This is a genomic window from Serratia sp. TSA_7, assembly GCF_052692135.1.
Genome location: NZ_JBQZFU010000001.1, coordinates 1,389,654 through 1,416,362 on the forward strand (window position 1 = coordinate 1,389,654; position 26,709 = coordinate 1,416,362).

25 protein-coding genes, 1 pseudogene and 1 other annotated feature are annotated in these 26,709 nt (G+C 55.2%); of the genes and pseudogenes, 14 read left to right on the forward strand and 12 right to left on the reverse strand.

Annotated features, from left to right (window positions below):
- Positions 1–29 precede the first annotated feature (29 nt).
- Positions 30–1,004, reverse strand: coding sequence for an HTH-type transcriptional regulator CysB (gene cysB, locus ACUTQW_RS06610; RefSeq protein ID WP_004945202.1), 975 nt, complete (start codon positions 1,002–1,004; stop codon positions 30–32).
- Between the two features lie 355 nt (positions 1,005–1,359).
- Positions 1,360–3,957, reverse strand: a complete 2,598-nt coding sequence (topA, locus tag ACUTQW_RS06615) for a type I DNA topoisomerase (protein ID WP_004945205.1) — start codon at positions 3,955–3,957, stop codon at positions 1,360–1,362.
- A 425-nt stretch (positions 3,958–4,382) separates the two neighbouring features.
- Between topA and ACUTQW_RS06620 the strand changes: the two genes are divergently transcribed.
- Complete coding sequence (locus ACUTQW_RS06620; protein ID WP_006325742.1) at positions 4,383–4,634, forward strand: YciN family protein; 252 nt, start codon at positions 4,383–4,385, stop codon at positions 4,632–4,634.
- A gap of 46 nt (positions 4,635–4,680) precedes the next feature.
- On the opposite strand, the gene sohB is transcribed toward ACUTQW_RS06620, so the two are convergent.
- Positions 4,681–5,727 carry a protease SohB gene (gene sohB / locus ACUTQW_RS06625; RefSeq protein ID WP_004945212.1) on the reverse strand — a complete coding sequence of 349 codons (1,047 nt, stop codon included), beginning with the start codon at positions 5,725–5,727 and terminating at the stop codon, positions 4,681–4,683.
- Positions 5,728–6,086: 359 nt separating this feature from the next.
- Here sohB and ACUTQW_RS06630 point away from each other — a divergent pair, with 359 nt between their 5' ends.
- Positions 6,087–6,848, forward strand: a complete 762-nt coding sequence (locus tag ACUTQW_RS06630; RefSeq protein WP_006325743.1) for a YciK family oxidoreductase — start codon at positions 6,087–6,089, stop codon at positions 6,846–6,848.
- Positions 6,849–6,861: 13 nt separating this feature from the next.
- Positions 6,862–7,452, forward strand: coding sequence for a cob(I)yrinic acid a,c-diamide adenosyltransferase (gene cobO / locus ACUTQW_RS06635; RefSeq protein ID WP_004945218.1), 591 nt, complete (start codon positions 6,862–6,864; stop codon positions 7,450–7,452).
- Between the two features lie 44 nt (positions 7,453–7,496).
- On the opposite strand, the gene rluB is transcribed toward cobO, so the two are convergent.
- From rluB to rnm, 5 genes are all read right to left on the reverse strand, one after another.
- Entirely contained in the window at positions 7,497–8,393 is an 897-nt protein-coding gene (gene rluB / locus ACUTQW_RS06640; RefSeq protein ID WP_004945221.1) for a 23S rRNA pseudouridine(2605) synthase RluB, read from the reverse strand.
- Positions 8,394–8,601: 208 nt separating this feature from the next.
- Entirely contained in the window at positions 8,602–9,399 is a 798-nt protein-coding gene (locus tag ACUTQW_RS06645) for an alpha/beta hydrolase (protein WP_006325744.1), read from the reverse strand.
- A gap of 151 nt (positions 9,400–9,550) precedes the next feature.
- A complete protein-coding gene (locus tag ACUTQW_RS06650; RefSeq protein WP_004945227.1) occupies positions 9,551–9,910 on the reverse strand; it encodes a Rap1a/Tai family immunity protein in 360 nt (119 codons plus the stop codon).
- 114 nt (positions 9,911–10,024) lie between these two features.
- The gene (locus ACUTQW_RS06655; RefSeq protein WP_235195861.1) at positions 10,025–10,645 is read right to left on the reverse strand and encodes an L-threonylcarbamoyladenylate synthase; all 621 of its coding nucleotides are present in this window, start codon (positions 10,643–10,645) and stop codon (positions 10,025–10,027) included.
- A 49-nt stretch (positions 10,646–10,694) separates the two neighbouring features.
- Positions 10,695–11,582, reverse strand: a complete 888-nt coding sequence (rnm, locus tag ACUTQW_RS06660) for an RNase RNM (protein ID WP_020439146.1) — start codon at positions 11,580–11,582, stop codon at positions 10,695–10,697.
- Between the two features lie 242 nt (positions 11,583–11,824).
- Positions 11,825–11,928: a sequence feature (Trp leader region), on the forward strand.
- A gap of 25 nt (positions 11,929–11,953) precedes the next feature.
- Here rnm and ACUTQW_RS06665 point away from each other — a divergent pair.
- The 6 genes and pseudogenes from ACUTQW_RS06665 (at position 11,954) to ACUTQW_RS06690 (ending at position 19,045) form a co-directional block, all read left to right on the forward strand.
- Positions 11,954–13,516 carry an anthranilate synthase component 1 gene (locus ACUTQW_RS06665; protein WP_006325747.1) on the forward strand — a complete coding sequence of 521 codons (1,563 nt, stop codon included), beginning with the start codon at positions 11,954–11,956 and terminating at the stop codon, positions 13,514–13,516.
- Positions 13,516–15,110: pseudogene (gene trpD, locus ACUTQW_RS06670) on the forward strand (bifunctional anthranilate synthase glutamate amidotransferase component TrpG/anthranilate phosphoribosyltransferase TrpD). The gene ACUTQW_RS06665 and the pseudogene trpD overlap by 1 nt, the downstream one beginning before the upstream one ends.
- 3 nt (positions 15,111–15,113) lie before the next feature.
- A complete protein-coding gene (gene trpCF, locus ACUTQW_RS06675) occupies positions 15,114–16,475 on the forward strand; it encodes a bifunctional indole-3-glycerol-phosphate synthase TrpC/phosphoribosylanthranilate isomerase TrpF (RefSeq protein ID WP_006325748.1) in 1,362 nt (453 codons plus the stop codon).
- A 38-nt stretch (positions 16,476–16,513) separates the two neighbouring features.
- Positions 16,514–17,704: a tryptophan synthase subunit beta gene (trpB, locus tag ACUTQW_RS06680; RefSeq protein WP_004945250.1), complete on the forward strand. Its 1,191-nt coding sequence runs from the start codon at positions 16,514–16,516 to the stop codon at positions 17,702–17,704.
- Positions 17,704–18,510, forward strand: coding sequence for a tryptophan synthase subunit alpha (trpA, locus tag ACUTQW_RS06685; protein ID WP_006325750.1), 807 nt, complete (start codon positions 17,704–17,706; stop codon positions 18,508–18,510). Before trpB ends, trpA begins: the two co-directional genes overlap by 1 nt.
- Before the next feature lie 220 nt (positions 18,511–18,730).
- Entirely contained in the window at positions 18,731–19,045 is a 315-nt protein-coding gene (locus ACUTQW_RS06690) for a BON domain-containing protein (protein ID WP_004945257.1), read from the forward strand.
- A 41-nt stretch (positions 19,046–19,086) separates the two neighbouring features.
- Here the strand turns inward: ACUTQW_RS06690 and ompW are convergent, their stop codons facing one another.
- Positions 19,087–19,731, reverse strand: coding sequence for an outer membrane protein OmpW (ompW, locus tag ACUTQW_RS06695; RefSeq protein ID WP_006325752.1), 645 nt, complete (start codon positions 19,729–19,731; stop codon positions 19,087–19,089).
- Positions 19,732–20,013: 282 nt separating this feature from the next.
- Here ompW and ACUTQW_RS06700 point away from each other — a divergent pair, with 282 nt between their 5' ends.
- Positions 20,014–20,454, forward strand: a complete 441-nt coding sequence (locus tag ACUTQW_RS06700; RefSeq protein WP_037431064.1) for a YkgJ family cysteine cluster protein — start codon at positions 20,014–20,016, stop codon at positions 20,452–20,454.
- A 97-nt stretch (positions 20,455–20,551) separates the two neighbouring features.
- A complete protein-coding gene (locus ACUTQW_RS06705; protein ID WP_004945267.1) occupies positions 20,552–21,304 on the forward strand; it encodes a YciC family protein in 753 nt (250 codons plus the stop codon).
- Between the two features lie 47 nt (positions 21,305–21,351).
- Here ACUTQW_RS06705 and ACUTQW_RS06710 read toward each other — a convergent pair whose 3' ends face one another.
- Positions 21,352–23,055, reverse strand: coding sequence for a SulP family inorganic anion transporter (locus tag ACUTQW_RS06710; protein WP_235195862.1), 1,704 nt, complete (start codon positions 23,053–23,055; stop codon positions 21,352–21,354).
- A 234-nt stretch (positions 23,056–23,289) separates the two neighbouring features.
- On the opposite strand from ACUTQW_RS06710, the gene ACUTQW_RS06715 reads away from it, so the two are divergent.
- Both ACUTQW_RS06715 and yciA read left to right on the forward strand, forming a co-directional pair.
- The gene (locus ACUTQW_RS06715; protein WP_006325764.1) at positions 23,290–23,829 is read left to right on the forward strand and encodes a septation protein A; all 540 of its coding nucleotides are present in this window, start codon (positions 23,290–23,292) and stop codon (positions 23,827–23,829) included.
- Positions 23,830–23,904: 75 nt separating this feature from the next.
- Positions 23,905–24,333: an acyl-CoA thioester hydrolase YciA gene (yciA, locus tag ACUTQW_RS06720; RefSeq protein WP_004945276.1), complete on the forward strand. Its 429-nt coding sequence runs from the start codon at positions 23,905–23,907 to the stop codon at positions 24,331–24,333.
- Between the two features lie 64 nt (positions 24,334–24,397).
- Here the strand turns inward: yciA and tonB are convergent, their stop codons facing one another.
- On the reverse strand, positions 24,398–25,138 hold the full coding sequence (gene tonB, locus ACUTQW_RS06725) for a TonB system transport protein TonB (RefSeq protein ID WP_198640310.1): 741 nt from the start codon (positions 25,136–25,138) through the stop codon (positions 24,398–24,400).
- Positions 25,139–25,375: 237 nt separating this feature from the next.
- Entirely contained in the window at positions 25,376–26,029 is a 654-nt protein-coding gene (locus ACUTQW_RS06730; protein ID WP_004945282.1) for an epoxyqueuosine reductase QueH, read from the reverse strand.
- Between the two features lie 182 nt (positions 26,030–26,211).
- Between ACUTQW_RS06730 and ACUTQW_RS06735 the strand changes: the two genes are divergently transcribed.
- A complete protein-coding gene (locus tag ACUTQW_RS06735; RefSeq protein ID WP_004945285.1) occupies positions 26,212–26,508 on the forward strand; it encodes a YciI family protein in 297 nt (98 codons plus the stop codon).
- The last annotated feature ends 201 nt before the right edge of the window (positions 26,509–26,709 follow it).

The following is a 26,709-nucleotide window of genomic DNA, read 5'->3' on the forward strand; positions in this document are numbered from 1 at the left end:
TTCTCGGAGTGAAAGCGGGTATACGGCGTTTACTTAATCGGCAGCTTGATGTCCTTGAACATCGCTTCGATCTCTTCGTTGGATCGCAGTGCTACCGCGTTGTCGACCACGTCGCGAGTCAGGTGCGGTGCAAAGCGCTGGATAAAATCGTACATGTAGCTGCGCAGGAAGGTGCTGCGACGGAAGCCGATTTTGGTGGTGCTGTAGGTGAAGATATCACGCGCATCCACGGTCACCAGATCCGGATCCTGCACCGGATCCACCGCCATGCTGGCGATCACCCCGACCCCTAATCCCAGGCGCACGTAGGTTTTGATCACATCGGCATCCGTTGCGGTGAATACGATGCGTGGCGTCAGGCCGGCGCGATTGAACGCCGTGTCCAACTCGGAGCGACCGGTAAAGCCGAAGGTATAGGTGACGATCGGGTACGCCGCCAATTCTTCAATGGTGATATGACTTTTGCCGGCCAATGGGTGATCGGGCTTCACTACCACCGCACGGTTCCAGTGGTAACAAGGCAGCATGATTAAGTCGTCGTAAAGATGCAGCGCTTCGGTGGCAATGGCAAAGTCTGCATTGCCTTTGGATACCGCTTCCGCAATTTGGGTCGGCGATCCCTGGTGCATGTGCAACGAAACGCGCGGATAACGCTCGATAAAGCCTTTGATGACGTTAGGCAACGCATAACGCGCCTGGGTATGGGTAGTCGCGACGTACAGCGAACCTTTATCCGGATAGGTGTGCTCGCCGGCAACGGCTTTGATCGCATCCACTTTGGACAGAACTTCACGCGCGATGCGGATGATTTCCTGGCCTGCGGGGGTAACCTGGGTAAGGTGTTTTCCGCTGCGAGCGAAAATCTGGATACCCAACTCATCTTCCAGCATTCGCACTTGCTTGCTGATACCGGGTTGTGAAGTGTAAAGCCCTTCTGCCGTCGATGAGACATTCAGGTTGTGGTTAACCACTTCCACAATGTAACGAAGCTGCTGCAATTTCATATCTTATACCATCCTAGGTTAAACACTGCGGCTTACCCGCAGCCAGGTATATCGGTGTCGCCCCGGTATGCTGAAAACTAACAAGCCTTAACACAGTGTCTCACCCAGATGCTGAAGAAAACGCCGTTATTAATAAGCTTTAATCATAAAAAAACTTTTTATATAACCACTATATCACGTAGCAGCTTCAAGTATAGATCCGCATCACACCATGATAACGATTATTTTGCATTGCTATCAACGCGAAACCCCAGCCCAGTGAAGGAAAAACGGCAAAAAATAGACCCGCTATCGTTCAGGCAACAAAAAACCAGCCACAAGGGCTGGTTTTTATTATTGCATTCAGGCTGCAAACTTACTTTTTGCCTTCAACCCATTTGCCGTCAACGTAGAAAGCGGACCAACCCGTGGCCTTGCCGTCTTTCTCTGAAGAGACATACTGCTGTTTGGTTTTACGGCTGAAACGCACCATCGTTTTGTTGCCTTCGCCATCCGCTACCGGCGCATCCGCCAGGTAACGCAGTTTTTCCGGCAGACGATCCTTGAAACGGGCCAGCTCTTCTACCAGCGGCGCACGAGTCTCGCGCGATTTAGGGAAGGTGTTGGCCGCCAGGAACACGCCGGCTGCACCGTCGCGCAGAACAAAGTAAGCGTCTGACTTTTCGCACGGCAATTCCGGCAATGGAACCGGATCTTCCTTCGGCGGCGCAACATCGCCGTTACGCAGGATTTTACGGGTGTTTTTGCACGTCTCGTTGGTGCAGCCCATGTACTTACCGAAGCGCCCCATTTTCAGGTGCATTTCGGAACCACATTTGTCGCACTCAACTACCGGGCCGTCATACCCTTTCAGGCGGAATTCGCCCTCTTCGATTTCATAGCCGTCACACGCAGGGTTATTACCGCAAACGTGCAGCTTACGCTGGTTATCGATCAGGTAGCTGTCCATCGCCGTGCCGCATTTTTGGCAACGATGGCGAGCACGCAACGCGTTGGTTTCTGCATCATCCCCTTCGAGGATATTCAGCACTTCCGTTTCCGGCACCAGGTTAATGGTGGTTTTGCAGCGCTCCTTCGGCGGCAGCGCATAACCGGAACAACCGAGGAACACGCCGGTACTGGCGGTACGGATGCCCATTTTACGGCCGCAGGTCGGGCAATCGATGCTGGTCATGACCATCTGATTCGGGCGCATACCGCCGTCTTCAGGATCTTTCTCCGCCGTTTCCAACTGTTCGCTGAACTCGGCAAAAAACTCATCCAGCACCGCTTTCCACTCGGCGTGGTTATTGGCTACCTGGTCAAGGCCGTCTTCCATGCGCGCTGTAAAGTCATAGTTCATCAGCTCACGGAAGTTTTCTTCCAGACGGTCAGTAACGATCTCACCCATTTTCTCGGCGTAGAAACGGCGGCTTTCGACCCGCACATAGCCACGGTCCTGAATGGTCGAGATGATCGACGCATAGGTCGATGGGCGGCCGATACCGCGTTTTTCCAGTTCTTTCACCAGCGAGGCTTCGCTGTAACGCGCAGGCGGCTTGGTGAAGTGCTGGCTCGGGATCAGCTTTTGCAGTTCCAGATCGCTGCCTACTTCAACATACGGCAGGGTACGGTCTTCATCACCCTTGCGCAGAGCAGGCATCACTTTGGTCCAGCCATCGAAACGCAACGTACGGCCTTTGGCACGCAGTTGATAATCGCCAGCCTTCACTGACAGCGTAGTGGAATCGTACTGCGCAGGCGTCATCTGACAGGCCACAAACTGGCGCCAGATCAGCTGATACAGCTTTTGCGCATCTGCTTCCATATCTTTCAACTGCTCGGCCAGCACGTTCACGTCCGACGGACGGATAGCTTCGTGCGCTTCCTGCGAGTTTTCTTTGCTGCTGTACTGGTTTGGCGCTTTCGGCAAGTACTTGTCGCCGAAATTGTCGCCGATATAGCCACGCACCATGTTGAGCGCATCCTGGCTCAGATTGGTGGAGTCAGTACGCATGTAGGTGATGTGGCCGGCTTCATACAGCCGCTGAGCCATCATCATGGTTTTCTTCACGCCAAAACTCAGACGGGTACTGGCCGCCTGTTGCAGCGTAGAGGTAATGAAAGGCGCGCCCGGCTTGCTGCTGGTAGGTTTGTCTTCGCGATCCAGCACCGTATAACGGGCTTTCTCCAGCAGTTTGAGAGCGGCGTGGGTCTGCTCACGATTAACCGGTTTGAATGGCTTGTCGTGGGCATGCGTCACTTCCATCTGCAGCGCGGTATCATTCTTCGCCAGCAGATCCGCGTGCAGTTCCCAGTACTCTTCCGGCACGAAGGCTTTGATGTCGCGTTCGCGCTCCACCACCAACCGTACCGCAACGGATTGCACGCGCCCAGCGGACAGGCCGCGGGCAATTTTTTTCCACAGCAGCGGCGATACCATGTAACCCACCACGCGGTCCATAAAGCGACGCGCCTGCTGTGCGTTAACACGATCGATATTCAACTCGCCCGGCTGTTTAAAAGCCTGTTGGATCGCGTTCTTGGTGATTTCGTTGAACACCACGCGGCTAAAGCGTTTGTCGTCACCGCCGATCACTTCCCGCAGGTGCCAGGCAATGGCTTCCCCTTCGCGGTCAAGGTCCGTTGCGAGATAAATGTGGTCGGCGTTTTCCGCTAACGATTTTAACTCTGCGACAACTTTTTCTTTACCTGGCAGAATTTCATAATCCGCTTTCCAGCCATGGTAAGGATCGACGCCCATTCGATTTACCAGCGCCGTTTTCTCATCTTTTTTAACTTTCTTCTTGGCTTTGTCTTCGGTTGAGTCAGCGCTCTTTTTGCTGGCTGAGCCACTGGTCGGCAAATCACGGATATGACCGACGCTGGACTTCACCACGTAGTCATTACCTAAGTATTTATTAATAGTTTTGGCTTTTGCCGGGGACTCAACTATTACGAGAGCTTTACCCATATTTACCTTTACCTAAATTTGTTTCTTCTAAAAAGAAGTCTTTTATCTCGCCGTGCCGCAGCGATTCATATCTCTTTTTTATATTGCGGCAGTCTGGCAAGAGATCAACATGTTTTTTTCTTTTGGTTGCTTAACTGCTCAACCTGAACGCAAGTTGTTGATCCCGCCAGCTAATCACCCATGCCCCAGAAGTATGGCCGTGTGAGACTCATTCATGGCGTAAACAAAACCTTCCACCTGACGCCGCAAAATCCCACACTGTACCTGATAAAAAGCGTCACGCAACCTAATTAGCACGGAAACAGCGATTTCGCCAATCGACAGATACCGCTAGCCATCCAGACGGCAAATAAACCTTAGTCTGTTTGCGGATAAATGCGAACCGGCGTTAGAATACGCGCAGAATTTATGATTGGAGTGTAATAATGTGCACTAATACTACCCCCATTGGCCGTGAGGCTCTGTTGCAAGAAGCAAATAATATTATCCGACAACATGAAGATTATCTGCAGGGCATGGTGGCTAACGACGTTGAACAAAAAGGCAGCGTTTTAGTTTTCCGCGGCGAATTCTTTTTGGATCAGGATGGATTACCTACGGTAAAAACCACTGCTGTATTTAATATGTTTAAACATTTGGCCCACGTGCTTTCCGAAAAATATCATTTGGCCGATTAAGAAAAAAACGGGGGTTTTTAGCCCCCGTTATGTTTAATCAAAGCGCTTAAAGCAACGGTTTTTCACCGCGCTGCCACCAGCGCAGCAGCAAACGGTCGACGCTTTCAGCAGCGCTGCCGGTAAATCGATCCATCAGACGTTTACGACGCGTATAGCGCACCCCGACCACTTCGTGATTTTCCATTTCGGCGATCAGCAGATCGTCACTGGTGCCAATCGCATCAATCAGCCCTTTCTCTTTCGCCTGAGAGCCAAACCAGTGCTCGCCGGTCGCCACGCTGTCGATATCCAGCGAAGGCCGTTGCTGGTGTACAAATTCTTTGAACAGTTCATGGGTTTCATTCAGATCTTCGCGGAACTTCTCACGCCCCTGTTCGGTGTTTTCCCCAAACAGCGTCAGCGTCCGTTTGAACTGGCCTGCCGTATGCAACTCCACATCAATATCGTTCTTTTTCAGCAGGCGATGGAAGTTGGGAATTTGTGCCACGACGCCGATAGAGCCGATGATGGCGAAGGGTGCCGCGACGATGCGATCCGCCACGCAGGCCATCATATAGCCGCCGCTGGCCGCTACCTTGTCTACCGCTACCGTCAGGCGGATGCCGCCGGTACGCAGACGCGCCAACTGTGACGACGCCAGACCATAACCATGCACTACCCCGCCCGGGCTTTCCAGCCGTAGCAGTACTTCGTCCTGCGGCGTTGCCACTGCCAACACCGCCGAGATTTCTTCGCGCAGCGAAGTCACTTCATGAGCATCCATGCTGCCTTTGAAGTCCAGGACATACAGGCAGGGTTTGGTTGCTTCAACGGCACCGGCTTTAGCGCGTTGTTTCTTCAGTTTATCGTCGGCTTTGGTCTGTTTTTTAAACTGTTTACTCCAGGCTTTTTGTTCCGCTTCACCCATACGCGCCAGGCGCATGTCGCGTTGCATCTCGCGATATTGCTCCCCGAGATCAGTCAGCTGAAGCTCACCTTTCTGACGGGTCTTACGTTGCCCAAGGCTGACCGCCAGCAACGCCAGCGCAGCGATGGCAATCACTACCGTCGCGACTTTGGCCAGAAACAGGCCGTAAATAGATATAAACTCCACAGATTCCGCCTTTATTTACAGGTTGTTAGTATGATCTCGTTCATTCTAGCCAACCGACGCGGTGGCTGTCGCGGCTAAATAAAAATTCCTTGTGATGCCTCTTTACTATGTGGGCGCATTTTGACTTAACCAAGCCGGCGCTGTTCCATTTTTGTTACAAAAGAATGCCGATTCTGCTGCCTAATCATTGAAAATACGATCCATTTGAGGCATATAACACGGATTATTCATCAACATGATGAGCCAAATTCGCTGCGGGGCCCTGCATGCGGTCGAGCCTTTGCTCCCGCCGGGGTCTCTTAATCCACACCACTCCCCGATGCAAGCGGGAGACAGCCATCACGGCGCGAGGAATTATTGTGCATTACCAACCTAAACATGACCTGCTGGAACAAAGAATCATCCTGGTCACCGGCGCCGGTGACGGCATCGGACGCGAAGCCGCACTTACCTATGCCAAATTTGGCGCGCAACTGGTGCTGCTGGGCCGTACCGAAAGCAAGCTACGGGCGGTACAAAGCGAGATCGCCCTACTGGGCGGCGCACCAAGTTTCACCGTTACGCTGGATTTGCTGCACACCACGCAGGAACAGTGCAAACAGGTTGCGGATGATCTGGCCACCCAGATCCCGCGCCTCGACGGTGTTTTGCATAACGCCGGGCTGTTGGGGGATATCGCTCCGATGGCTGACTTGTCGATGGAAATGTGGCACGACGTCATGCAGGTCAACGTCAATGCAACCTTTATGCTCACCCAGGCGCTGCTGCCGCTGCTGCTGAAATCCAACTCGGGATCGCTGGTATTTACCAGTTCCAGCGTGGGTCGTACGGGCCGCGCCAACTGGGGCGCCTACGCGGTGTCCAAATTTGCCACGGAGGGCATGATGCAGGTGTTGGCCGAAGAATACAAAAGCCGCCATCTTCGGGTAAATTGCATCAATCCTGGCGGAACACGCACTCAAATGCGCGCATCGGCCTTCCCGAACGAAGATAAAAACAAGCTGAAAACACCGGCGGATATTATGCCGCTTTACCTCTATTTAATGGGCGATGACAGCCGCCGAAAAACCGGCATGAGCTTCGATGCTCAACCCAATCGTAAACCCGGCGCCGCTGAATAAAGGAGGCTTTATCATGGCCGAAGACCGCCATCAACAACGTCAGCAGCGCCTGAAAGAACAGGTCGACGCTCGTATCGCCGCCGCCCAGCAAGTCCGCGGTTTAGTGCTGGTATTCACCGGTAACGGTAAAGGCAAAACTACCGCGGCGTTTGGCACAGTAACGCGCGCCGTCGGCCACGGTATGAAAGCCGCCGTTATTCAGTTCATCAAAGGCGAGTGGCCGAACGGGGAGAAAAACCTGCTGCAGCAGCACGGGGTAGAATTCCAGGTAATGGCAACCGGCTTCACCTGGGAAACCCAGAATAAAGCCGGCGATACCGCAGCCTGTCAGGCGGTATGGCAGCACGGCAAACGCATGCTCGCCGACAGCAGCCTGGATCTGGTGCTGTTGGATGAGCTGACCTATATGGTCAGTTACGGCTATCTTGAGCTGGATGAACTGCTGGAAGCGTTGCGGCAGCGCCCTGCGCACCAGACGGTCATTATCACCGGGCGTGGCTGCCATCGCGATCTGCTGGAACTGGCGGATACGGTGACGGAAATGCGGCCGGTAAAACATGCGTTCGACGCAGGTATCATGGCGCAACAGGGAATTGACTGGTAACGAAAAGAAAACGCCGCAGCCCAGAGAGGGTTGCGGCGTAATGATTAGCTGCGCTTGCTTGGTTTGCCGGACTTGCTGCCTGGCGCGCTGCGGCGGCCACTGCCCGCCACCTGGGTATGGCGTTTGACCGCACGACGGATCTGATTCGCTTTCACGCGGCGACGCTCGCGCTCCACCGGCATCTTGCTGACCGTTTCGGGCTTCAGCTCAACCAATTCGCGCAGATAGTTGATCGCCGGCAGTTCCAGCTCGGTCCAACCGCCACGCGGCAGGCCTTTAGGCAGATCGATATCGCCGTAACGTACGCGGATCAGGCGGCTGACCTGCACGCCAACCGCTTCCCAAAGACGACGCACCTCACGGTTACGCCCTTCGGTCAGGGTCACGTTGTACCATTGGTTAATGCCTTCGCCGCCCTGGAAAGTGATGGTGCGGAAGGCGGCTGGGCCATCTTCCAACTGAACGCCCTTGCTCAGTTGCTTCACTTTTTCATCGTCAATCTGGCCAAAGACGCGCACCGCGTATTCGCGCTCGACTTCACGGCTAGGGTGCATCAGGCGGTTTGCCAACTCACCGTCGGTGGTGAACAGCAGCAGGCCTGAGGTATTGACGTCCAGACGCCCCACCGCTACCCAGCGAGAGCCACGCAGCTTAGGCAGGCGATCGAACACCGTCGGGCGGCCTTCAGGATCGCTACGGGTACAGAGTTCACCTTCCGGCTTGTAATAAGCCAGCACACGGCAAACCGTTTCTTCGGATTCTTTAATTGAAAGTACGTGACCATCCAGACGAATTTTCATCGAGGCAGTCACTTCAACGCGGTCGCCCAGTTTGGCGACTTTACCGTCAACGCTGACGCGGCCGGCTTCAATTATGGTTTCGATTTCACGACGCGAGCCATGGCCGGCGCGCGCTAAAACTTTTTGTAACTTTTCGCTCATTGAGCAACCTCTAGTGTCGCCTTCACAGGCGTCGGGGGGATGACCACTGCGGCGACAGGCACCACAGCAGTAACAATACGTTTACTTGGATCGAACCGCGCATTATACAGGCTTTCTATAGTGTTGGAACCCACTTTATTAGCAGACCGATTATCGAAATCTATTAACCGCGGGCACAGGCCCGCATCAGGTTAAGCCAGGCAAAAGGTTAATCGCCAAGAAAGTTAACCACCGCCCGATACACGTCATCCGGCCGCTCGAGGATCCCCAGGTGCGTTCGGGCATGTTCCAGCCGCAAGACCGAGAAGAGCGGATGGTCGGTCGCAAAAGCCTGCTGTTGCCTCAGATAATTTTCATCACGATCCAGCGAGTAAATATGCCTGCACGGGAGCGGCGAGCCAAGTTCGCTTAACCGGTTAAGCGGCGATTGGTATTGCCGATAAGCGTGTTCTATCGCCACGCCGGCGGCCTGCCAGAGGCGAAAGTCCTCACGGGCCATTTCAACGGTCAGATGATGCTTCACCGGCTGATGGTCAACCCCGCCTTGCCAGAAGGCAAACAGGGCATCGCGCGCCGCCAGCCATTGCTCTGGCCGTTGCATTTGCTGCACCGACTGAAAAAATGCCGGCGCGGGTTGCGTCATGATCCAATCGAGAAATACCAAGCCTTTGACCTGCTGCGGCATGAGCTCTGCCAAGGCGACGGCAATCCAACTGGCGTGTGCCACCGAAAGCGTCACAAAGCTTTCCACCTGCAGGGCAACCAGCAACTGATGGATGTCCGCCAGCAAATCTTCGGCACCAAGCGAAAGCGCGTCATCACAGGAAGACAGGCCGTGCCCACGCCAGTCGAAGCTAATCACCCGGTATCGCTCACTCGCCAGCGCGCTGAAGGGGGCAAATACCGTTTTTGGCTCACACCAGCCGGGCAGCAAGACCAGCGTCAACGGGCCGGAACCGGCATCATGATAATCGAGGGAGTGGGTAGCAAAGTGAAACGCTGTCATTTTACCTCCTGAAGCGTCATGCCCTCAAAGCGGTTAAGAGGGCTTGTGCGCAGGAAGTAAACTGACAGCGTTTGGCGATTTAATCTATTGAAGAACGTGCTAAAAAACGGGGAGCGCACCAAATGAAAATATACGCACCAAACGAACGGATTTAGTGCCTTTCACAAGGATAAGCCGCGGTTAACGCCAGCATGATCACTGAAGGTGCAGAATAATGCAGCTGTTCCGGGTGTTCATTTAAATAATGCATTACCGCGTCGGAAGCCATGCCTACGCTCATGCCAGCATCCGGGCAAATATTGCGGTTGCCCTGCATCGAATAGGTGTCAAAGACGCCGGCCACATAGCCCATGAACATGCCGCCATCGAGCGCTTCCGCAACGGTAGCAGCCCCATTTTTGTTTTTCACATAGCCGCCCGTTTCAGACAGCAAAGCGTTACCGGAATAAAAACCGGCATTGGCCACAGAGGAAAACAATAAGACCGCTAAAAGAGAACCCCGTTTAATCATCGCCATGCATCCTGCCTATTTTCAGTTTTTGATTGTGTAGAATAGCGGCTTTCACGATAAATGACGTCGTTTCAGCCACTTTTCAGAAAATGAGCAACCGTCGCGGCGATAAAATCAACGGAAAGGCGTTATGTCGCCCGCACCTTCGCGCACCACTTCCGGCGCCGACTCAGTCAGATCAATCACCGTGGTCGGCTGCTGGCCCAGGAAACCGCCGTGGATCACCAGATCCACTTGCTTGCCCAGATGATCGCTGATCTCTTCCGGATCGGACTCGGCGAAATCGTTACCCGGTAACATCAGCGTGGTCGACATCATCGGCTCGTCCAGCACTTCCAACAGCGCCAGCGCAATAGGGTTCGAGGGTACACGCAGGCCGATGGTTTTGCGTTTGTCATTCATCAGGCGGCGTGGCACTTCTTTGGTCGCTTTCAGGATGAAGGTGTAGTTGCCCGGCGTGTTGTTTTTGATCAAGCGGAATGCGGTATTGTCGACATAGGCGTAAGTCGAGAGTTCGGACAAATCACGGCACATCAGCGTAAAGTTGTGGTTACCGTCCAACTGGCGAATACGGCAAATACGTTCCATAGCCGATTTTTCTTCCAGCTTGCAGCCCAGCGCATAACCGGAATCGGTCGGGTAGACAATCACCCCGCCCTTGCGCAGCACGTCCACCGCCTGGTTGATCAAACGCGGTTGAGGATTATCTGGATGAATATAAAAAAGCTGACTCATGACTTGCTCCTAAAAATGATGCACGCGGGCGCATCCGCCCCCCGTAAAATCAATATACTGCTGCCTGCTGCGGTTGCGGCCAGTCACGCCACACCGGCTCAACGCCACCGGGTAACCACAGTTTACGGCCCAGTTCGATCCACGCGCAGGGCTGATGAAAATCAGACCCCTGCGATGCCAGTAATTGATACTCTTGCGCATACTTCGCCAGTAGCGAACGCTCATGCGGTGCTTGCTGACACTGGGCCACTTCCATCGCGTCGCCGCCGTGTTCGGCAAAATGCGCAAACAGCCGCTTCAGCCATTTGGCCGTCAGATCGTAACGGCCCGGATGCGCTATCACCGCCTGCCCGCCAGATTGATGAATCACATCAATGGCTTGTTTTATTGTACACCACTGTGGCGGAACATAACCGGTTTTGCCCTTGGCCAGATATTTCTTGAACACCTGCGCCATGTTGTCGGCAATGCCGATCTGCACCAGATAACGCGCAAAGTGCCCACGCGTCACCGCCCCGCCGTCCGCCAATTTTTGCGCGCCTTCGAAGGCGTCATCGATGCGTGCTTTTGCCAGCCGTACGCCAATCTCCTGCGCACGCAGGTTGCGACGTTCAGTCTGTTCGGCCAATAACTGCACCATCGCCGGATGGGCGATATCAATCCCCAGGCCGACGATATGAATCTCGTGGTTTTCCCACAGCGTGGAGATTTCTACCCCATTCACCAGTTGCAACGGCAGCGACAACTCGGCAATAGTCGCGGCGGCCGCAGCCAGCCCATCGGTGGTGTCGTGATCGGTGATCGCCAATACGCCAACCCGCATTTCAACCGCCCGCTGCACCAGTTGCGCCGGTGTCAGGTAGCCGTCAGAGGCGGTGGTATGGCTGTGGAGGTCGTAAAGGGTAAACGCGGAAGGCTGGGGGTTGCTGTCTGTCAAAAGAAATATCCGGCAATGGCTTGGCCTTCTATCATACCCGCGATCGTCGGCCGGACGGAAATCTATTCTGGCCCGCTCACATTCGCCCTGATGAAAATAACTCACGTTTGCCGCTAAAACATTGTGTAAAAAGAGGGTTGACTTTATTCCTGCGAACCAGTTAACTAGTACACAAGTTCAGGGGCATCCCCTGGTTGGATGATAATCGAGAGAGCAAAGATATGAACAAGCAAACTTCTCTTCTTCGTTGGTGGCGTACTTCCCTTTCGCGGGCGGTGTAATCACGCATACCTGTCATCTGACACTGCAGATTCCCTAAGCCCGCTGGTAATGCGGGCTTTTTTATGGACAAAATCTAACTGGAAACACCCATGATGAACATCAAACCACAACTCACACTGCTGAAGGCGGAAACCCACTACCGGGGCGATCCGACGACCATTTTCCATCAGTTGTGCGGCGCGCGCCCGGCCACCCTGCTGCTGGAGTCTGCCGAAATAAACAGCAAGCAAAACCTGCAAAGCCTGCTGGTGATCGACAGCGCCCTGCGCATCACCGCGCTGGGCCGCAGCGTCACGCTGCAGGCGCTGACCGCCAACGGTGCGGCGATGCTGCCGCTGCTCGATGAAGCATTGCCGGCGGAAGTGCAGATTCAGGTTCGCCCAAACGGCCGTGAACTGACCTTCCCGGTCATCGATGCGGTGCAGGATGAGGATGCCCGTCTGCGCTCACTGTCAGTGTTTGACGCACTGCGCACTCTGCTGACACTGGTCGACGCCCCGGCGGACGAACGTGAAGCGGTCATGCTCGGCGGCCTGTTTGCCTATGACCTGGTTGCCGGTTTCGAAGATCTGCCGGCGCTGCGTCAGGATCAACGTTGCCCGGACTTCTGCTTCTACCTGGCGGAAACCCTGCTGGTGCTGGACCACCAGCGCGGCGTGGCTCGCCTGCAGGCCAGCGTGTTTACCGCCGATGCGGCGGAAGAACAGCGCCTGCAACAGCGTCTTGAGCAGTTGCAGACCCAGTTGAAGCAGACCCCGCAACCCATTCCTCATCAGAAGTTGGAAAACATGCAGTTGAGCTGCAACCAGACCGATGAGGAATACAGCGCCGTGGTCAGCGAACTGCAGCAGGCCATTCGCCAGGGCGAGATTTTCCAGGTAGTGCCGTCACGCCGCTTCTCGCTGCCATGCCCGGCCCCGCTGGCGGCCTACCAAACCTTGAAAGACAGCAACCCAAGCCCTTACATGTTCTTTATGCAGGACGACGAGTTCACTCTGTTCGGCGCCTCTCCGGAAAGCGCGTTGAAATACGACGCAAGCAACCGCCAGATCGAAATTTACCCTATTGCCGGTACCCGTCCGCGTGGCCGCCGCGCTGATGGCTCGCTGGATCTGGATCTCGACAGCCGCATCGAATTGGAAATGCGCACCGATCACAAAGAACTGGCCGAGCATCTGATGCTGGTCGATCTGGCGCGCAACGATCTGGCGCGCATCTGCCAGGCCGGTAGCCGCTACGTGGCGGACCTGACCAAAGTGGACCGCTACTCTTTCGTGATGCACCTGGTTTCCCGAGTGATCGGTACCTTGCGCGCCGACCTTGACGTGCTGCACGCCTACCAGGCTTGCATGAACATGGGGACCCTGAGCGGCGCCCCCAAGGTTCGCGCCATGCAGTTGATCGCCGCCTCTGAAGGCTCCCGTCGCGGCAGCTACGGCGGTGCGGTGGGGTATTTCACCGCCACCGGCGATCTGGATACCTGTATTGTCATCCGCTCCGCGTATGTTGAAGACGGTATTGCCACCGTGCAAGCCGGCGCCGGCGTGGTGCTGGATTCTGTTCCTCAGGCGGAAGCCGATGAAACCCGTAATAAGGCACGTGCCGTGCTGCGTGCCATTGCCAGCGCGCACCAAGCCAAGGAGGTGTTCTGATGGCCGATATCTTACTGCTCGACAACGTTGATTCCTTTACCTATAACCTGGTCGATCAACTGCGTGCCAGCGGCCACCAGGTGGTGATTTACCGTAACCAGATTTCTGCGGACGTGATTATCGAGCGCCTGCAACAGTTGGAGCAACCGGTGTTGATGCTGTCACCGGGCCCAGGTACGCCATCCGAAGCCGGCTGCATGCCGGAATTGCTGCAACGCCTGCGCGGCCAGTTGCCGATTATCGGCATCTGCCTGGGGCACCAGGCGATTGTAGAGGCCTACGGTGGGCACGTCGGCCAGGCGGGCGAGATCCTGCACGGTAAAGCCTCGGCCATTAGCCACGATGGCGAAGGCATGTTTGCCGGTATGGTGAACCCGCTGCCGGTGGCTCGCTACCATTCACTGGTCGGCAGCAATATCCCGGCCGAACTCACCGTTAACGCTCGCTTCGGCGACATGGTGATGGCAGTACGTAATGACCGGCACCGCGTATGTGGTTTCCAATTCCATCCGGAATCGATCCTCACCACCCACGGCGCACGTTTGCTTGAGCAAACGCTGGCCTGGGCGCTGGCGAAATAATAAGGGAAACGACGATGCAACCTATTCTTGAAAAACTGTACCGCTCAGAATCAATGAGCCAAGAGGAAAGCCAGCAGTTGTTCAGCGCCATCGTGCGAGGCGAGCTGGAACCCAGCCAACTGGCAGCGGCACTGATCAGCATGAAAATCCGCGGAGAGCGCCCGGAAGAGATTGCCGGTGCCGCCAAGGCCCTGCTGGCCGACGCCCTGCCGTTCCCACGCCCGGATTATCCGTTTGCCGATATCGTCGGCACCGGCGGCGACGGCACCAACAGCATCAATATCTCTACCGCCAGCGCCTTTGTGGCGGCGGCATGCGGTGCCAAAGTGGCAAAACACGGTAACCGCAGCGTCTCCAGCCGTTCCGGTTCTTCGGACCTGCTGGCGGCATTCGGTATCCGCCTGGATCTGCCGGCGGAAGAGTCCCGCCAGGCGCTGGATGAACTGGGCGTGTGTTTCCTGTTCGCACCGCAATATCATACCGGTTTCCGCCATGCGATGCCGGTACGCCAACAGTTGAAAACCCGCACGGTATTTAACGTGCTCGGCCCGTTGATCAACCCGGCACGTCCACCGCTGGCGCTGATCGGCGTTTACAGCCCGGAGCTGGTATTGCCGATAGCCCAAACCCTGCGTGTACTGGGTTATCAGCGTGCCGCCGTGGTGCACGGCGGTGGCATGGACGAAGTGGCAATTCACACCGCGACCCACGTGGCGGAGCTGAACAACGGTGAGATTGAAAGCTACCAATTAACGCCAGAGTCCTTTGGCCTGCAACGCTACCCGCTGGAAGCCCTGCAGGGCGGATCGCCGGAAGAAAATCGTGACATTCTGGCACGGTTGTTACAAGGTAAAGGCGACCCGGCGCACGCCGCAGCGGTAGCGGCTAACGTGGCGCTGTTACTGAAGTTATTCGGGCATGAAGACCTGCGCCAAAACGCGCAGCAGGCACTGGACATGATTCACAGCGGGCAAGCTTACGAGCGCGTCACCGCACTGGCAGCAAGAGGATAAATGATGCAGGAAACCGTGCTCAACAAGATTGTTCGTGATAAAGCGCAATGGGTCGCAGCACGACAGCAACAACAACCACTGGCCAGCTTTCACGATGAAATCGTCCCAAGCGAACGCGGCTTTTATCATGCGCTGCAAGGGGCCAGAACGGCATTTATTCTTGAATGCAAAAAAGCGTCCCCTTCCAAAGGGTTGATCCGCGAAAACTTTGATCCGGTCGAAATCGCTTCGGTCTACAAGGATTTCGCTTCGGCCATCTCGGTACTGACCGATGAAAAGTACTTCCAGGGCAGTTTCGATTTCCTGCCGCTGGTCAGCAAAACGGTCACGCAGCCGGTGCTGTGCAAAGATTTTATTATCGACCCGTACCAGATCTACCTGGCGCGGTTCTATCAGGCCGATGCCATCCTGCTGATGCTGTCGGTGCTGGACGACGATCAATATCGTCAGTTGGCAGCCGTGGCGCACAGCCTGAACATGGGCGTGCTGACCGAAGTGATCAGCGAAGAAGAACTGCAGCGGGCAATCGCGCTCGAGGCACGCGTGGTCGGCATTAACAACCGCGACCTGCGCGACCTTAGCATTGATCTGGACCGTACCCGCCAACTCGCACCACGCGTGCCGCACGGGGTGACGGTGATCAGCGAATCCGGCATCAACAATTACGGCCAAATCCGCGAACTGAGCCACTTCGCCAACGGGTTCCTGATCGGCAGCGCACTGATGTCGGAAACCGACCTGCGCGCCGCCGTACGCCGGGTAACGCTGGGCGACAATAAAGTCTGCGGGCTGACCCGCCCACAAGATGCCGCAGCCGCCTATCAGGCCGGCGCGATCTACGGCGGGCTGATTTTTGTCGGGCGTTCACCGCGCTATGTCGACATCAACCGCGCCCGCGAAGTGATTGCCGGCGCACCGTTGAAATACGTCGGCGTGTTCTGCGACGCGCAGGTGGAAACCCTGGTGCAAACCGTTGAACGCCTCGGTCTGAAGGCGGTGCAGCTACACGGCGCGGAAGATCAAGCCTACATCGACACCCTGCGCGCCAAACTGCCTGCCTCCTGCCAGATCTGGAAAGCGCTGAGCGTGAAAGACAGCTTGCCGGCACGTGATCTGCAGCACGTTGACCGCTATCTGCTGGATAACGGCGCCGGCGGCACCGGCCAGCGTTTCGACTGGTCGGTATTGCACGGCCAAAACCTGGGCAACGTGATGCTGGCAGGCGGTCTGAGCGCAGACAACTGCGTTGACGCAGCCAAACTCGGCTGTGCCGGGCTGGATTTTAACTCCGGCGTCGAGAGCGAGCCCGGGATTAAAGATCCTGCCCGCCTGGCGGCGGTATTTCAAACGCTGCGCGCCTACTGAATGCGAACACAATTTAACGGATAATAACGGGAACTATAATGACGCTGCTTAACCCCTACTTCGGCGAATTTGGTGGCCAATATGTGCCGCAGATTCTGATGCCGGCATTAAAACAACTGGAAGAGGCCTTCGTCAGCGCACAGCGCGACCCTGAATTCCAGGCTGAGTTTATCGATCTGCTGAAAAACTACGCCGGCCGCCCGACGGCGCTGACGCTGTGCAAAAACCTCACCGCCGGCACCAAAACCAAGCTGTACCTGAAGCGTGAAGATTTGCTGCACGGCGGCGCGCACAAAACCAACCAGGTGCTGGGGCAAGCGTTGCTGGCCAAGCGCATGGGCAAAACCGAAATCATCGCCGAAACCGGTGCCGGCCAGCATGGCGTGGCCTCTGCTCTGGCCTGTGCATTGCTCGGCCTGAAATGCCGCATCTATATGGGTGCCAAAGATATTGAACGCCAGTCGCCGAACGTGTTCCGCATGCGCCTGATGGGTGCAGAAGTGATCCCGGTGCACAGCGGCTCCTCCACGCTGAAAGATGCCTGCAACGAAGCGCTGCGCGACTGGTCCGGCAGCTATGAAACCGCCCACTATATGCTGGGTACCGCAGCCGGCCCGCACCCGTATCCGACCATCGTGCGTGAGTTCCAGCGCATGATCGGCGAAGAAACCAAAGCGCAGATGCTGGAGCGCGAAGGCCGCCTGCCGGACGCCGTATTGGCGTGCGTCGGCGGCGGTTCTAACGCCATCGGCATGTTCGCCGACTTTATCGATGACGTCAGCGTTGGGCTGATCGGTGTGGAACCTGCCGGCCTCGGTATCGAAACCGGCCAACACGGTGCACCGCTGAAGCACGGCCACGTCGGTATCTATTTCGGTATGAAAGCGCCGATGATGCAGACCTCCGAAGGCCAGATCGAGGAGTCCTATTCCATTTCCGCCGGGCTGGACTTCCCGTCCGTCGGGCCGCAGCACGCCTATCTGAACAGCATTGGCCGTGCCGAATATGTGTCGATTACCGACGACGAAGCGCTGGATGCCTTCAAGGCTTTGTCGCGCAGCGAAGGCATTATCCCGGCGCTGGAGTCCTCCCACGCCCTGGCGCACGCGCTTAAAATGATCCGTGAAACGCCGCAGAAAGAACAGATCCTGGTGGTTAACCTGTCCGGCCGCGGCGACAAAGACATATTTACCGTTCACGACATACTGAAAGCTCGGGGAGAAATCTGATGGAACGTTATCAGCAACTGTTCAAACGTCTGGAAAGCAACAAGGAAGGCGCCTTCGTCCCGTTTGTCACCCTGGGCGATCCGAACCCGGCACTGTCGCTGCAGATTATCGATACTCTGGTTGAAGCCGGGGCAGATGCGCTGGAGCTGGGCATCCCGTTCTCCGATCCCTTGGCCGACGGCCCGACTATTCAGAGCGCTGCGCTGCGTGCCTTCGCCTCCGGCGTGACGCCGACCCAGTGTTTTGAAATGCTGGCCGCCATTCGTCAGAAGCACCCGACCATTCCTATCGGCCTGCTGATGTACGCCAACCTGGTGTTTCATAAAGGCATCGATGCCTTTTACCAGCGTTGCGCCGAAGTCGGCGTGGATTCGGTGCTGATTGCCGACGTGCCATTTGAAGAGTCTGCGCCCTTCCGTGCCGCCGCTACCCGCCACGGCATCGCGCCTATCTTTATCTGCCCGCCGAACGCAGACGACGATTTGCTGCGTGAAATCTCTTCGCACGGACGGGGTTATACTTACCTGCTGTCCCGCGCAGGCGTTACCGGCACCGAAAGCCGCGCTCAATTGCCACTGCATCATCTGGTGAACAAACTGCGCGAATACCATGCCGCGCCACCGCTGCAGGGGTTCGGCATTTCCGAGCCTGCGCAGGTGCATGATGCACTGCGGGCCGGTGCCGCCGGTGCGATCTCCGGTTCGGCGATCGTCAAAATTATCGAGAAAAATCAGGCGCAGCCGGCAGAAATGCTGACTCGGCTGGCGAACTTTGTTCGCGAAATGAAAGCCGCGACCCGAAGTTGATCCTCCCTGAGGCGGGCGTGATGGATCGCGCCCGCCGATAACATCTTGTTTCCTCTCAGTGTTGTTCGATTTTTTTACATCTAAAATTTGAACAAACCCGCTTATTGACTCACACTTGAAGGTGCCCGTTGCAGATTTCTGCATTTTGCGGAAATACTGAGCGTTTTCAGGTAATAACCTGAATGTAGTTTCAACAATAACATTGCATGGAGAGTAATTTATGAAGCTATTTAAAACCCTTTCGGCCTTATGCATGGCAGCCGTTGTGGCATTCGCAGTAAGCGCCTGCGCGCCGACAGCGAAATCCGAAGGGACTGGCGGTTATATTGACGATACGGTGATTACCACCAAAGTGAAATCAGCACTGCTGGCAGATAAAAACATCAAGTCGAGAGAAATCAGCGTAGAGACCTTTAAAGGCCGGGTGCAATTGAGCGGCTTTGTCACTTCCAGCGAAGATGCCAACCGTGCGGTGCAGACCACACGCGGCGTGGCGGGTGTTAAATCCGTTGAGAACGTCATGCAACTCAAATAACGATCGCAGGGAGGCATTGCGCCTCCCTGTCTCGGTCATCCTCAGAAGCGATAACCTGCCCCGAACATAAACACCCAAGGATCCAACCGCGTATCAATGCTGTGATGGTTGCCGTTGGCGTCATCAAAGCGGGTTTTGGTCTCGATATTCATCCACCACACCGACATATTCAACATCCAGTGTTCATCCAGGTTGTAATCCAGGCCCGCCTGCGCAGCGACACCCCAGGAGTCTTTCAGGCTCAGATTACTCAGCCCGGCTCCTTTGCCATTGTCATTGAATTTTTCATCAAAGAAGGTGGTGTAGTTCACGCCAAGCCCCAGATACGGACGCAGTTTGTCCTGCTTGTCGCCAAAGTAATATTGCGCCATCAGACTCGGCGGCAGATCGCGCACCGTGGCGATGTTGCCGTTCACTGCCGCGCCGTTCAACGACACCTTATGGCGGAACGGCGTCGCAGCCAGCAGTTCCACGCCAATATTGTCCGTTACCATATAGCCGAAGGTCAGGCCGAGCTGGGTATTATTATCGGCATTGAAGGATCCCTGCCCCAGTACGTCGTCCGATCCTGCATTGGGCCGAACCGTCGCCGCCCCCGCGCGGAAAAGAAAATCACCCGCCTGATGCGCGCTTGCCAACATTGGGGCCATCATAGCCGCCAATACCACCAGAGTTGTCTTTTTCATTATCCATTCCATTTGTATGGTTACTATTCGGAAGGGAATATACCTACTTACGGGTATTTATGATCCCATCGGGATCACATCTTATGTGTAAATTTTTTTATTCCTACTAAAAACAAGGTTACCTAAGGGACTAATAAATCGAGAATTGATCTGAATCAAAAAATGCATTTTGTTGCAAAACATCTGCATGTTCAAACTTCGGTTGCTAAAAAAACAGCCACTGAGTAAGTTCATTATCCGTGTTGGTTTTGGTGAGTGCCGTCAGGAGTCGGCGCGATCAAGATGAGCGAAATTCATAATCCCTGTGTCAGTTGCGGCGCATGCTGCGGCTATTTTCGAGTGTCATTCTATTGGGCCGAAGCGGAAGATGGCGGCGGCGTGGTTCCTGTCTCTCTTACCGAGCCCTTAACTCCCTTTTTGCGCTGTATGCAGGGGACCAACAGCAAGTCCCCGCGCTGTACCGCTCTCGAGGGCGAAATCGGCAAGGCCGTGTCCTGCTCCATTTATCTCAATCGCCCCAGCCCTTGTCGCGAATTCGATCAGTCCGGAGAAAACGGCCTGCGCAACGAAGCCTGCGATCGCGCTCGCGAGCGTTATGGTCTGCCGCCGCTGCCGGTTCCTTTACCCTTGTCGCTGCCAATAACGGTGATTGCCGAAGAAATAGCCGCAGTGCAACTCGCGGGGTGCCACAGCGACGCGGAACAGGGTACAATCGCCCACTGATTTTGCTATATACCTATGAATTTCAAGTTGCGGCCAACCATGGCGCAACTTGAAAGGCGATGGATATATCTTTGTTTCTCGACGCCAAGGAGTCTGCATGCCTATCACGGCCAACACGTTGTACCGTGACAGTTTTAACTTTTTCCGTAATCAACTGACCAGCATTCTGATGCTGGCGCTGTTGACCGCGTTCATTTCTGTACTGCTCAATCAGGTTTTTAGCCCTGACGTCGAGCAGTTGAAGATCTTGTCCGCAACGGAAGGTGATTTTACGGCATCCGCCGGAATGGGGATCCAGGAAATCATTCAGCAAATGACGCCCGAGCAGCAGATGGTGTTATTGAAGGTGTCAGCTGCCGCCACTTTCTCCGCTTTAGTGGGCAACGTGTTGTTGGTTGGCGGGATGCTGACGCTGATTAGCCTGGTTTCCCAGGGGCAACGCATCAGCGCGCTGCGCGCTATTGGCGCTTCTGCGCCGGAATTGCCGCGTTTGCTGCTGCTGCTGTTTATCTGCACTCTGCTGATTCAGCTAGGCTTGACGCTGTTCGTCGTGCCGGGCGTAATCATGGCGATCGCCTTCTCGCTGGCGCCGGTGATCACCACCGCCGACAAAAAAGGCGTGTTCGCGTCGATCAAGTTGAGTTGCAAACTGGCCTTCGCCAATGCGCGCGTGATTGTGCCGGCCATGATGCTGTGGTTGGCCGCCAAGCTGCTGGTGTTGTTTATGGTGAGCCACCTTTCGGTACTGACCCCGAATGTCGCCAGCGTAGTGCTTACCGCGCTGAGCAACCTGGTTTCCGCCCTGTTGCTGATTTACCTGTTCCGTCTGTATATGCTGCTGCGCAGTTGATCTGCCTGCAGTGACTAAAAGGGCACGCCTCGGCGTGCCCTTTTTGCTTATGGAACCGCGGCCGTCTCAGCCTGTTCCTTACTCTGAATCAGCTTCAACGCCAGATACAAATCCGGCACCAGAATCAATTCCCGATCGCGTCCCAGCCGATTGATGCGGAACCAACGCGTCAGCTCGGTTCGCCTCCCTGCCAACACCAGTTTAACGTTACGCTGTAACAGATCGCGTTTCAGCTCATCTATCGCCGCCAGAACGCTGATATCCGCGTGGGTAAAGCTGGCGACAGCATCCACCACCACCCAGCGCGGCTGAAATGGTGTACTGTCCACCAAATTCAGGATCCGGCGCTTGAAGTACGCCACGTTAAAATAGGTTAACGGCGAGTTGAAGCGGTACATCATCACGCCGGGTACCGCTTTAACGCCGTTGTTGTTGCCCATCGAGTGGATCATGCCCTCGTCGTTCACACCCAGCAACTGCTCCGTCGGACGAAATACCGTGCGCAGGAACTGCATCAGCCCCAGCAATACCGCAAGGCCGATACCGCTGATCACCCCCACCAGCAGCACGCACAAGAAGGTGAACATGGCCAACCTGAAGGCCTGCGCATTGCGGCGGCGCATGATCCAGATGCCCCGAAAATCCAGCAGCGACCAGGCGGCATACATCAGCACTACGCCTAACCCCGCCACCGGAATAAACTGCAGCGGCGCCATCAGGAACAACAGCACGAAAGCAATCACCCCCGCTGCAATGATCGACACCAATTGACTCTTGCCGCCGTTGGCATCGTTAACCGCAGTACGGGAATCCGCCCCGCTGATGGCAAACCCCTGCGAAAGCGCCGAAACGATATTCACCAGCCCCAGCGCGCGGAACTCAGCGTCGGCGTTCACCTCATAGCCATTCTTTGCCGCAAAACTGCGCGCAGTCAGCATCATGCTGACAAAACTCACTACCGCCAGGTTGAGTGCCGGGATCACCATGTCTCGCAGCAACCCTGGCTGGAAATCCGGCCACTGGACTATCGGTAATACGTCGCTAACCCCCCCCACCGTCACTACGCCATGCCGTTGTAACCCGCCTATCCAGGTGACGAAAGCCGCCAATACGATGGCAAACAGCGGTGCCGGCCAGTTAGGGCGCCATTTTTTAAACCCCAGCAGCGTGACCAGCGTCAACAGCGACACTGCCATAGTCAGCCAGTCGCTGTGCAGCAGGTTGCCCGGCAGCGCGTAAATGCGCTCAATCAACTGCGCAGGGTGAACGCCAAAACCGAGGACCTTGCCGATCTGATCGACCATGATAGTGATCGCCACACCGTTCAGCAGCCCGCTGAGTATCGGCCGGGAGAGCAGATCCGCCAATGCGCCCAGTTTGAAACGGCTAGCCAACAGGCACCAGGCGCCCATCATTGCCGTCATCATAATGGTGAGTTGCCAGTGCCGCTCCATATTACCCGCAGCCAGCGGCGTCACTACTGCGGCTATCACTGCACAGGTGGCTGCGTCCGGCCCGACAATAAGTTGGCGCGACGATCCGAAAAACGCGTAGGCGACCATCGGCAAAATACAGGAGTACAGCCCCACCACCGGGCTGACCCCGGCCAGCTCGGCGTAAGCGATCGCCACCGGCAATGCCACCGCAGCTACGGAGAGCCCGGCGCGTATATCCGGTTTAAGCCAACTGCGTTGATACCCTAATAAATGCGTCAAACCAGGCGTCAACGCCTGGAGAGATTTCCACTGCATAAACTGTTTTCCGTTATAAATTATCCGTCTATTATTACGCGTATCATGAGATGCCAGGGCCGCGCTGGCAATCGGCCCACCACGAAGTCGCGACCTCAATCGTAAGTTTATGCAAATTCCTGCTTTCATGGCAGAAATCCGGCCCCCAAACGCCGATAATCAGCGCTTCCCAGCGGTACACAGAGCCCGCCGAATCCGGTATAGTCGGGCGATGAACAGATGATGGATTGATTTATGAAGCAGTTTCTTGATTTCCTCCCGTTAATTGTCTTTTTTGCTTTTTATAAGCTCTACGATATCTACGTCGCCTCCGGCGCGTTGATTGTCGCTACCGCACTGGCGCTGGTGTTCACCTGGATCAAATACCGCAAGGTCGAGAAGATGACGCTGATCACCTTCCTGATGGTGCTGGTGTTCGGCACCCTGACGCTGGTATTCCATAACGATTTGTTTATCAAATGGAAAGTCACGGTCATCTATACCCTGTTTGCGTTGGCGTTGCTGATCAGCCAACTGGTGCTCAAGAAGCCTCTGGTTCAGCGCATGCTGGGTAAAGAGCTGACGCTGCCGGACAAAGTGTGGAGCAACCTCAACCTGGCCTGGGCGGTATTCTTCCTGGTCTGTGGCCTGGCGAATATCTACGTCGCCTTCTGGCTGCCGCAAAGCGTTTGGGTTAACTTTAAAGTGTTCGGCCTGACTGCGCTGACGTTGGTGTTTACCCTGCTCAGCGGTATTTATATTTATCGGCACATGCCGGAAGAACAGAAAAAATAGTTACAAAATTGTTAATGCCCGTTGCGCTTGCTGCGGGCAGTATAATGAAAACCCTTCTTTGATAAGCAGACGGCTATGACTCAACAACGACCTTTACCCAGTGGCGAAATGGTGCTGCGTACTCTGGCAATGCCGGCAGATACCAATGCCAACGGTGATATTTTTGGCGGCTGGCTGATGTCGCAAATGGACATTGGCGGCGCTATTCAGGCGAAAGAAATTGCCGAAGGACGCGTAGTGACAGTGCGTGTCGATGGTATGACCTTCCTGAAACCGGTCGCAGTGGGTGATGTGGTTTGCTGCTATGCGCAGTGTATCCGCACCGGCCGCAGTTCGATCACCATCAATATAGAAGTGTGGGTAAAGAAAGTGTCCTCCGCGCCTATCGGTCAGCGCTACCGTGCAACCGAGGCGGTATTTACTTATGTGGCGGTGGACGATGAGGGCAATTCACGCGCCCTGCCCGATGGCAAAATGAACTTCCGCGTCGGCTTTGAAGAATAGCTGAAATGCAGACAGCAAAAAGGGTCGCTTCGGCGACCCTTTTCTATTGGCGCCAACGTCGATATCAGTCCATCTCCGTGGTGCCGTTAATTTTAAAGATAATATTCGTGGTGCGATTTTTCGCTTCCTTGGCTTCATAGCGCCACTTGCGCATTGCCTGTTTCACTTCACGCTCGAACATATTGCGCGGTTCCGCAGACAGAATACGCACGTTTGTCACGCGGCCGTCGCTGTCGATATCAAATTGAACCCGCACATTGCCTTCAATCTGCAAGGCTCTGGCGCGTGGTGGGTAGATCGGATCTGCACGGCTGATTGGCTTCGGCCCCACATCACGCGAATTGCCCTGAACCGGCGCTGAAGGCGCTTGCTTCACCGGCGCTTTGTCGACTGGCTTGGCTGGCTCGTTATTTTCAAACGGCGATGGCTCGCGCGGCTCGGTTTTCTGCGGTTCGCGTTTGACCGTTTTTTCGACCTTCGGCTTGGGTTTCGGCTTCGGTTTGGGTTTTACCGGCTCAGGCTTCAGTATCGCCTTTGGCGGTGGCTCTGGCAGCGGTTCCGGCTCTGGTTCTGGTTCCGGTTCCACCTGCGGTTCTGGCTCAGCAGGCGCGGGCGGCGGCGGCTCGGCCATTGCCGCGGTATTGACCATCATGACGCTGATCGGCGCATCCTCTGGTTTCGGCAACTCCATGACTTCATTGACAGAAGCATAGAGCAAGCTCGCCACCAGGGCGCTATGTAAGCCAACGGACAGGACAATCGGCACTGATAAACGGCGATTAAGGAACATCTTTTTTAGCGGCATAATGATTCTGTTTCCTCTGGTTCGCCAAGTTTAAATGCAAATAGCAATCATATTCAATAACGAATGGCAAACTATCGCTTTAATCGTCATTATTCATCGCTAAAACCTGTAAACTCATGGGGATATTAACCTTTTATTTGCATTTTTACTGAGGATTTCACACGCTCTATTAACCTGATTTATCGCGACAAAAACAAAAAAACCCGCCGTAGCGGGTCATTCTTCACCAATGCGGCGTTATTCTTCATCACCGTAATACAGCACGCCCAATTTGATCAGTGGCCGCCCCTGCGCTTTGCGATGCAGGTTGGTATCACGCAACGAATAGACACAGCCACAGTATTCTTGCTGATAGAAGCGTTCGCGCTTGCTGATTTCTATCATTCGCGATGCGCCGCCTTTTTTGCGCCAGTTGTAATCCCAATACTGCAGGTCAGGATATTTTTCTGCCGCGCGAATACCGCAATCGGTGATTTGCTGCATATTCTTCCAGCGGGAAATACCCAGCGAACTGGAGATGGTGTCGTAGCCGTTTTCATGTGCGTACAACGCGGTGCGCTCGAAACGCATGTCGAAACACATGGTGCAACGGATCCCACGCTCTGGTTCGTTTTCCATGCCTTTGGCGCGGGCAAACCAGTTATCGGTATCGTAATCGGCGTCAATAATGGGTATCCCGTGTTGCTCGGCAAAGCGAATGTTCTCTTCCTTGCGCAGCAGATACTCTTTTTGCGGGTGAATATTCGGGTTATAGAAAAAGATGGCGTATTCGATGCCGGAGGCCTGAATGGCTTCCATCACCTCACCGGAACAAGGCGCACAGCAGGAGTGCAGCAACAGCTTGCTTTTGCCCTCAGGCAAGTCGAGTTTATCCCTAACCAGTTCCGTCATTTCCTCACCTCTCACACAGGGGTTCAATTCATCGCGCGGCCGCACTATACGAATAAAAACTAGCTGCTTCAAGGCATAAGCGCCAGCTAGAGGTAAATTCCCCCTGCCAGGCATTCCCTTGGCGCGCCTTTTGCGCTACCTTGAATCACCCCCTTCTATACTAATGATTTTAAAGGTGAAACATGCTTTATCTGATCTACGCGCAGGACGTCCCTAACTCATTGGAAAACCGTCTGTCGGTGCGGCCGGCGCATTTGGCACGCCTGCAGGCGCTGCGGGATGAAGGCCGTCTGGTGGTTGCCGGCCCAAACCCGGCTATCGACAGCAACGATCCGGGTAGTGCGGGCTTCAGCGGCTCTACGGTGATTGCGGAATTCGCCTCGCTGGCGGATGCCCAAGCCTGGGCTGAACAGGATCCCTACGTCGCTGCCGGCGTTTATGGTGACGTGACGGTAAAACCCTTTAAACAAGTATTTTAGATAGTCATCAAGTAAACCTGTTGCTTTCCATTATAACGGGTTGCACTGCTACAATTACGGGTCACGTTAAGTGGTCCGTGACTTGTTTCTCCACCCGCCTCAGAATGAACAACACCGTAAAAAAAGCCAGCACGGAGTGGCTGGCTAAAGGGGTCTTCGAGGGAATATCTTATGAGATAACCCTACGCTTTCCTCTTTGGC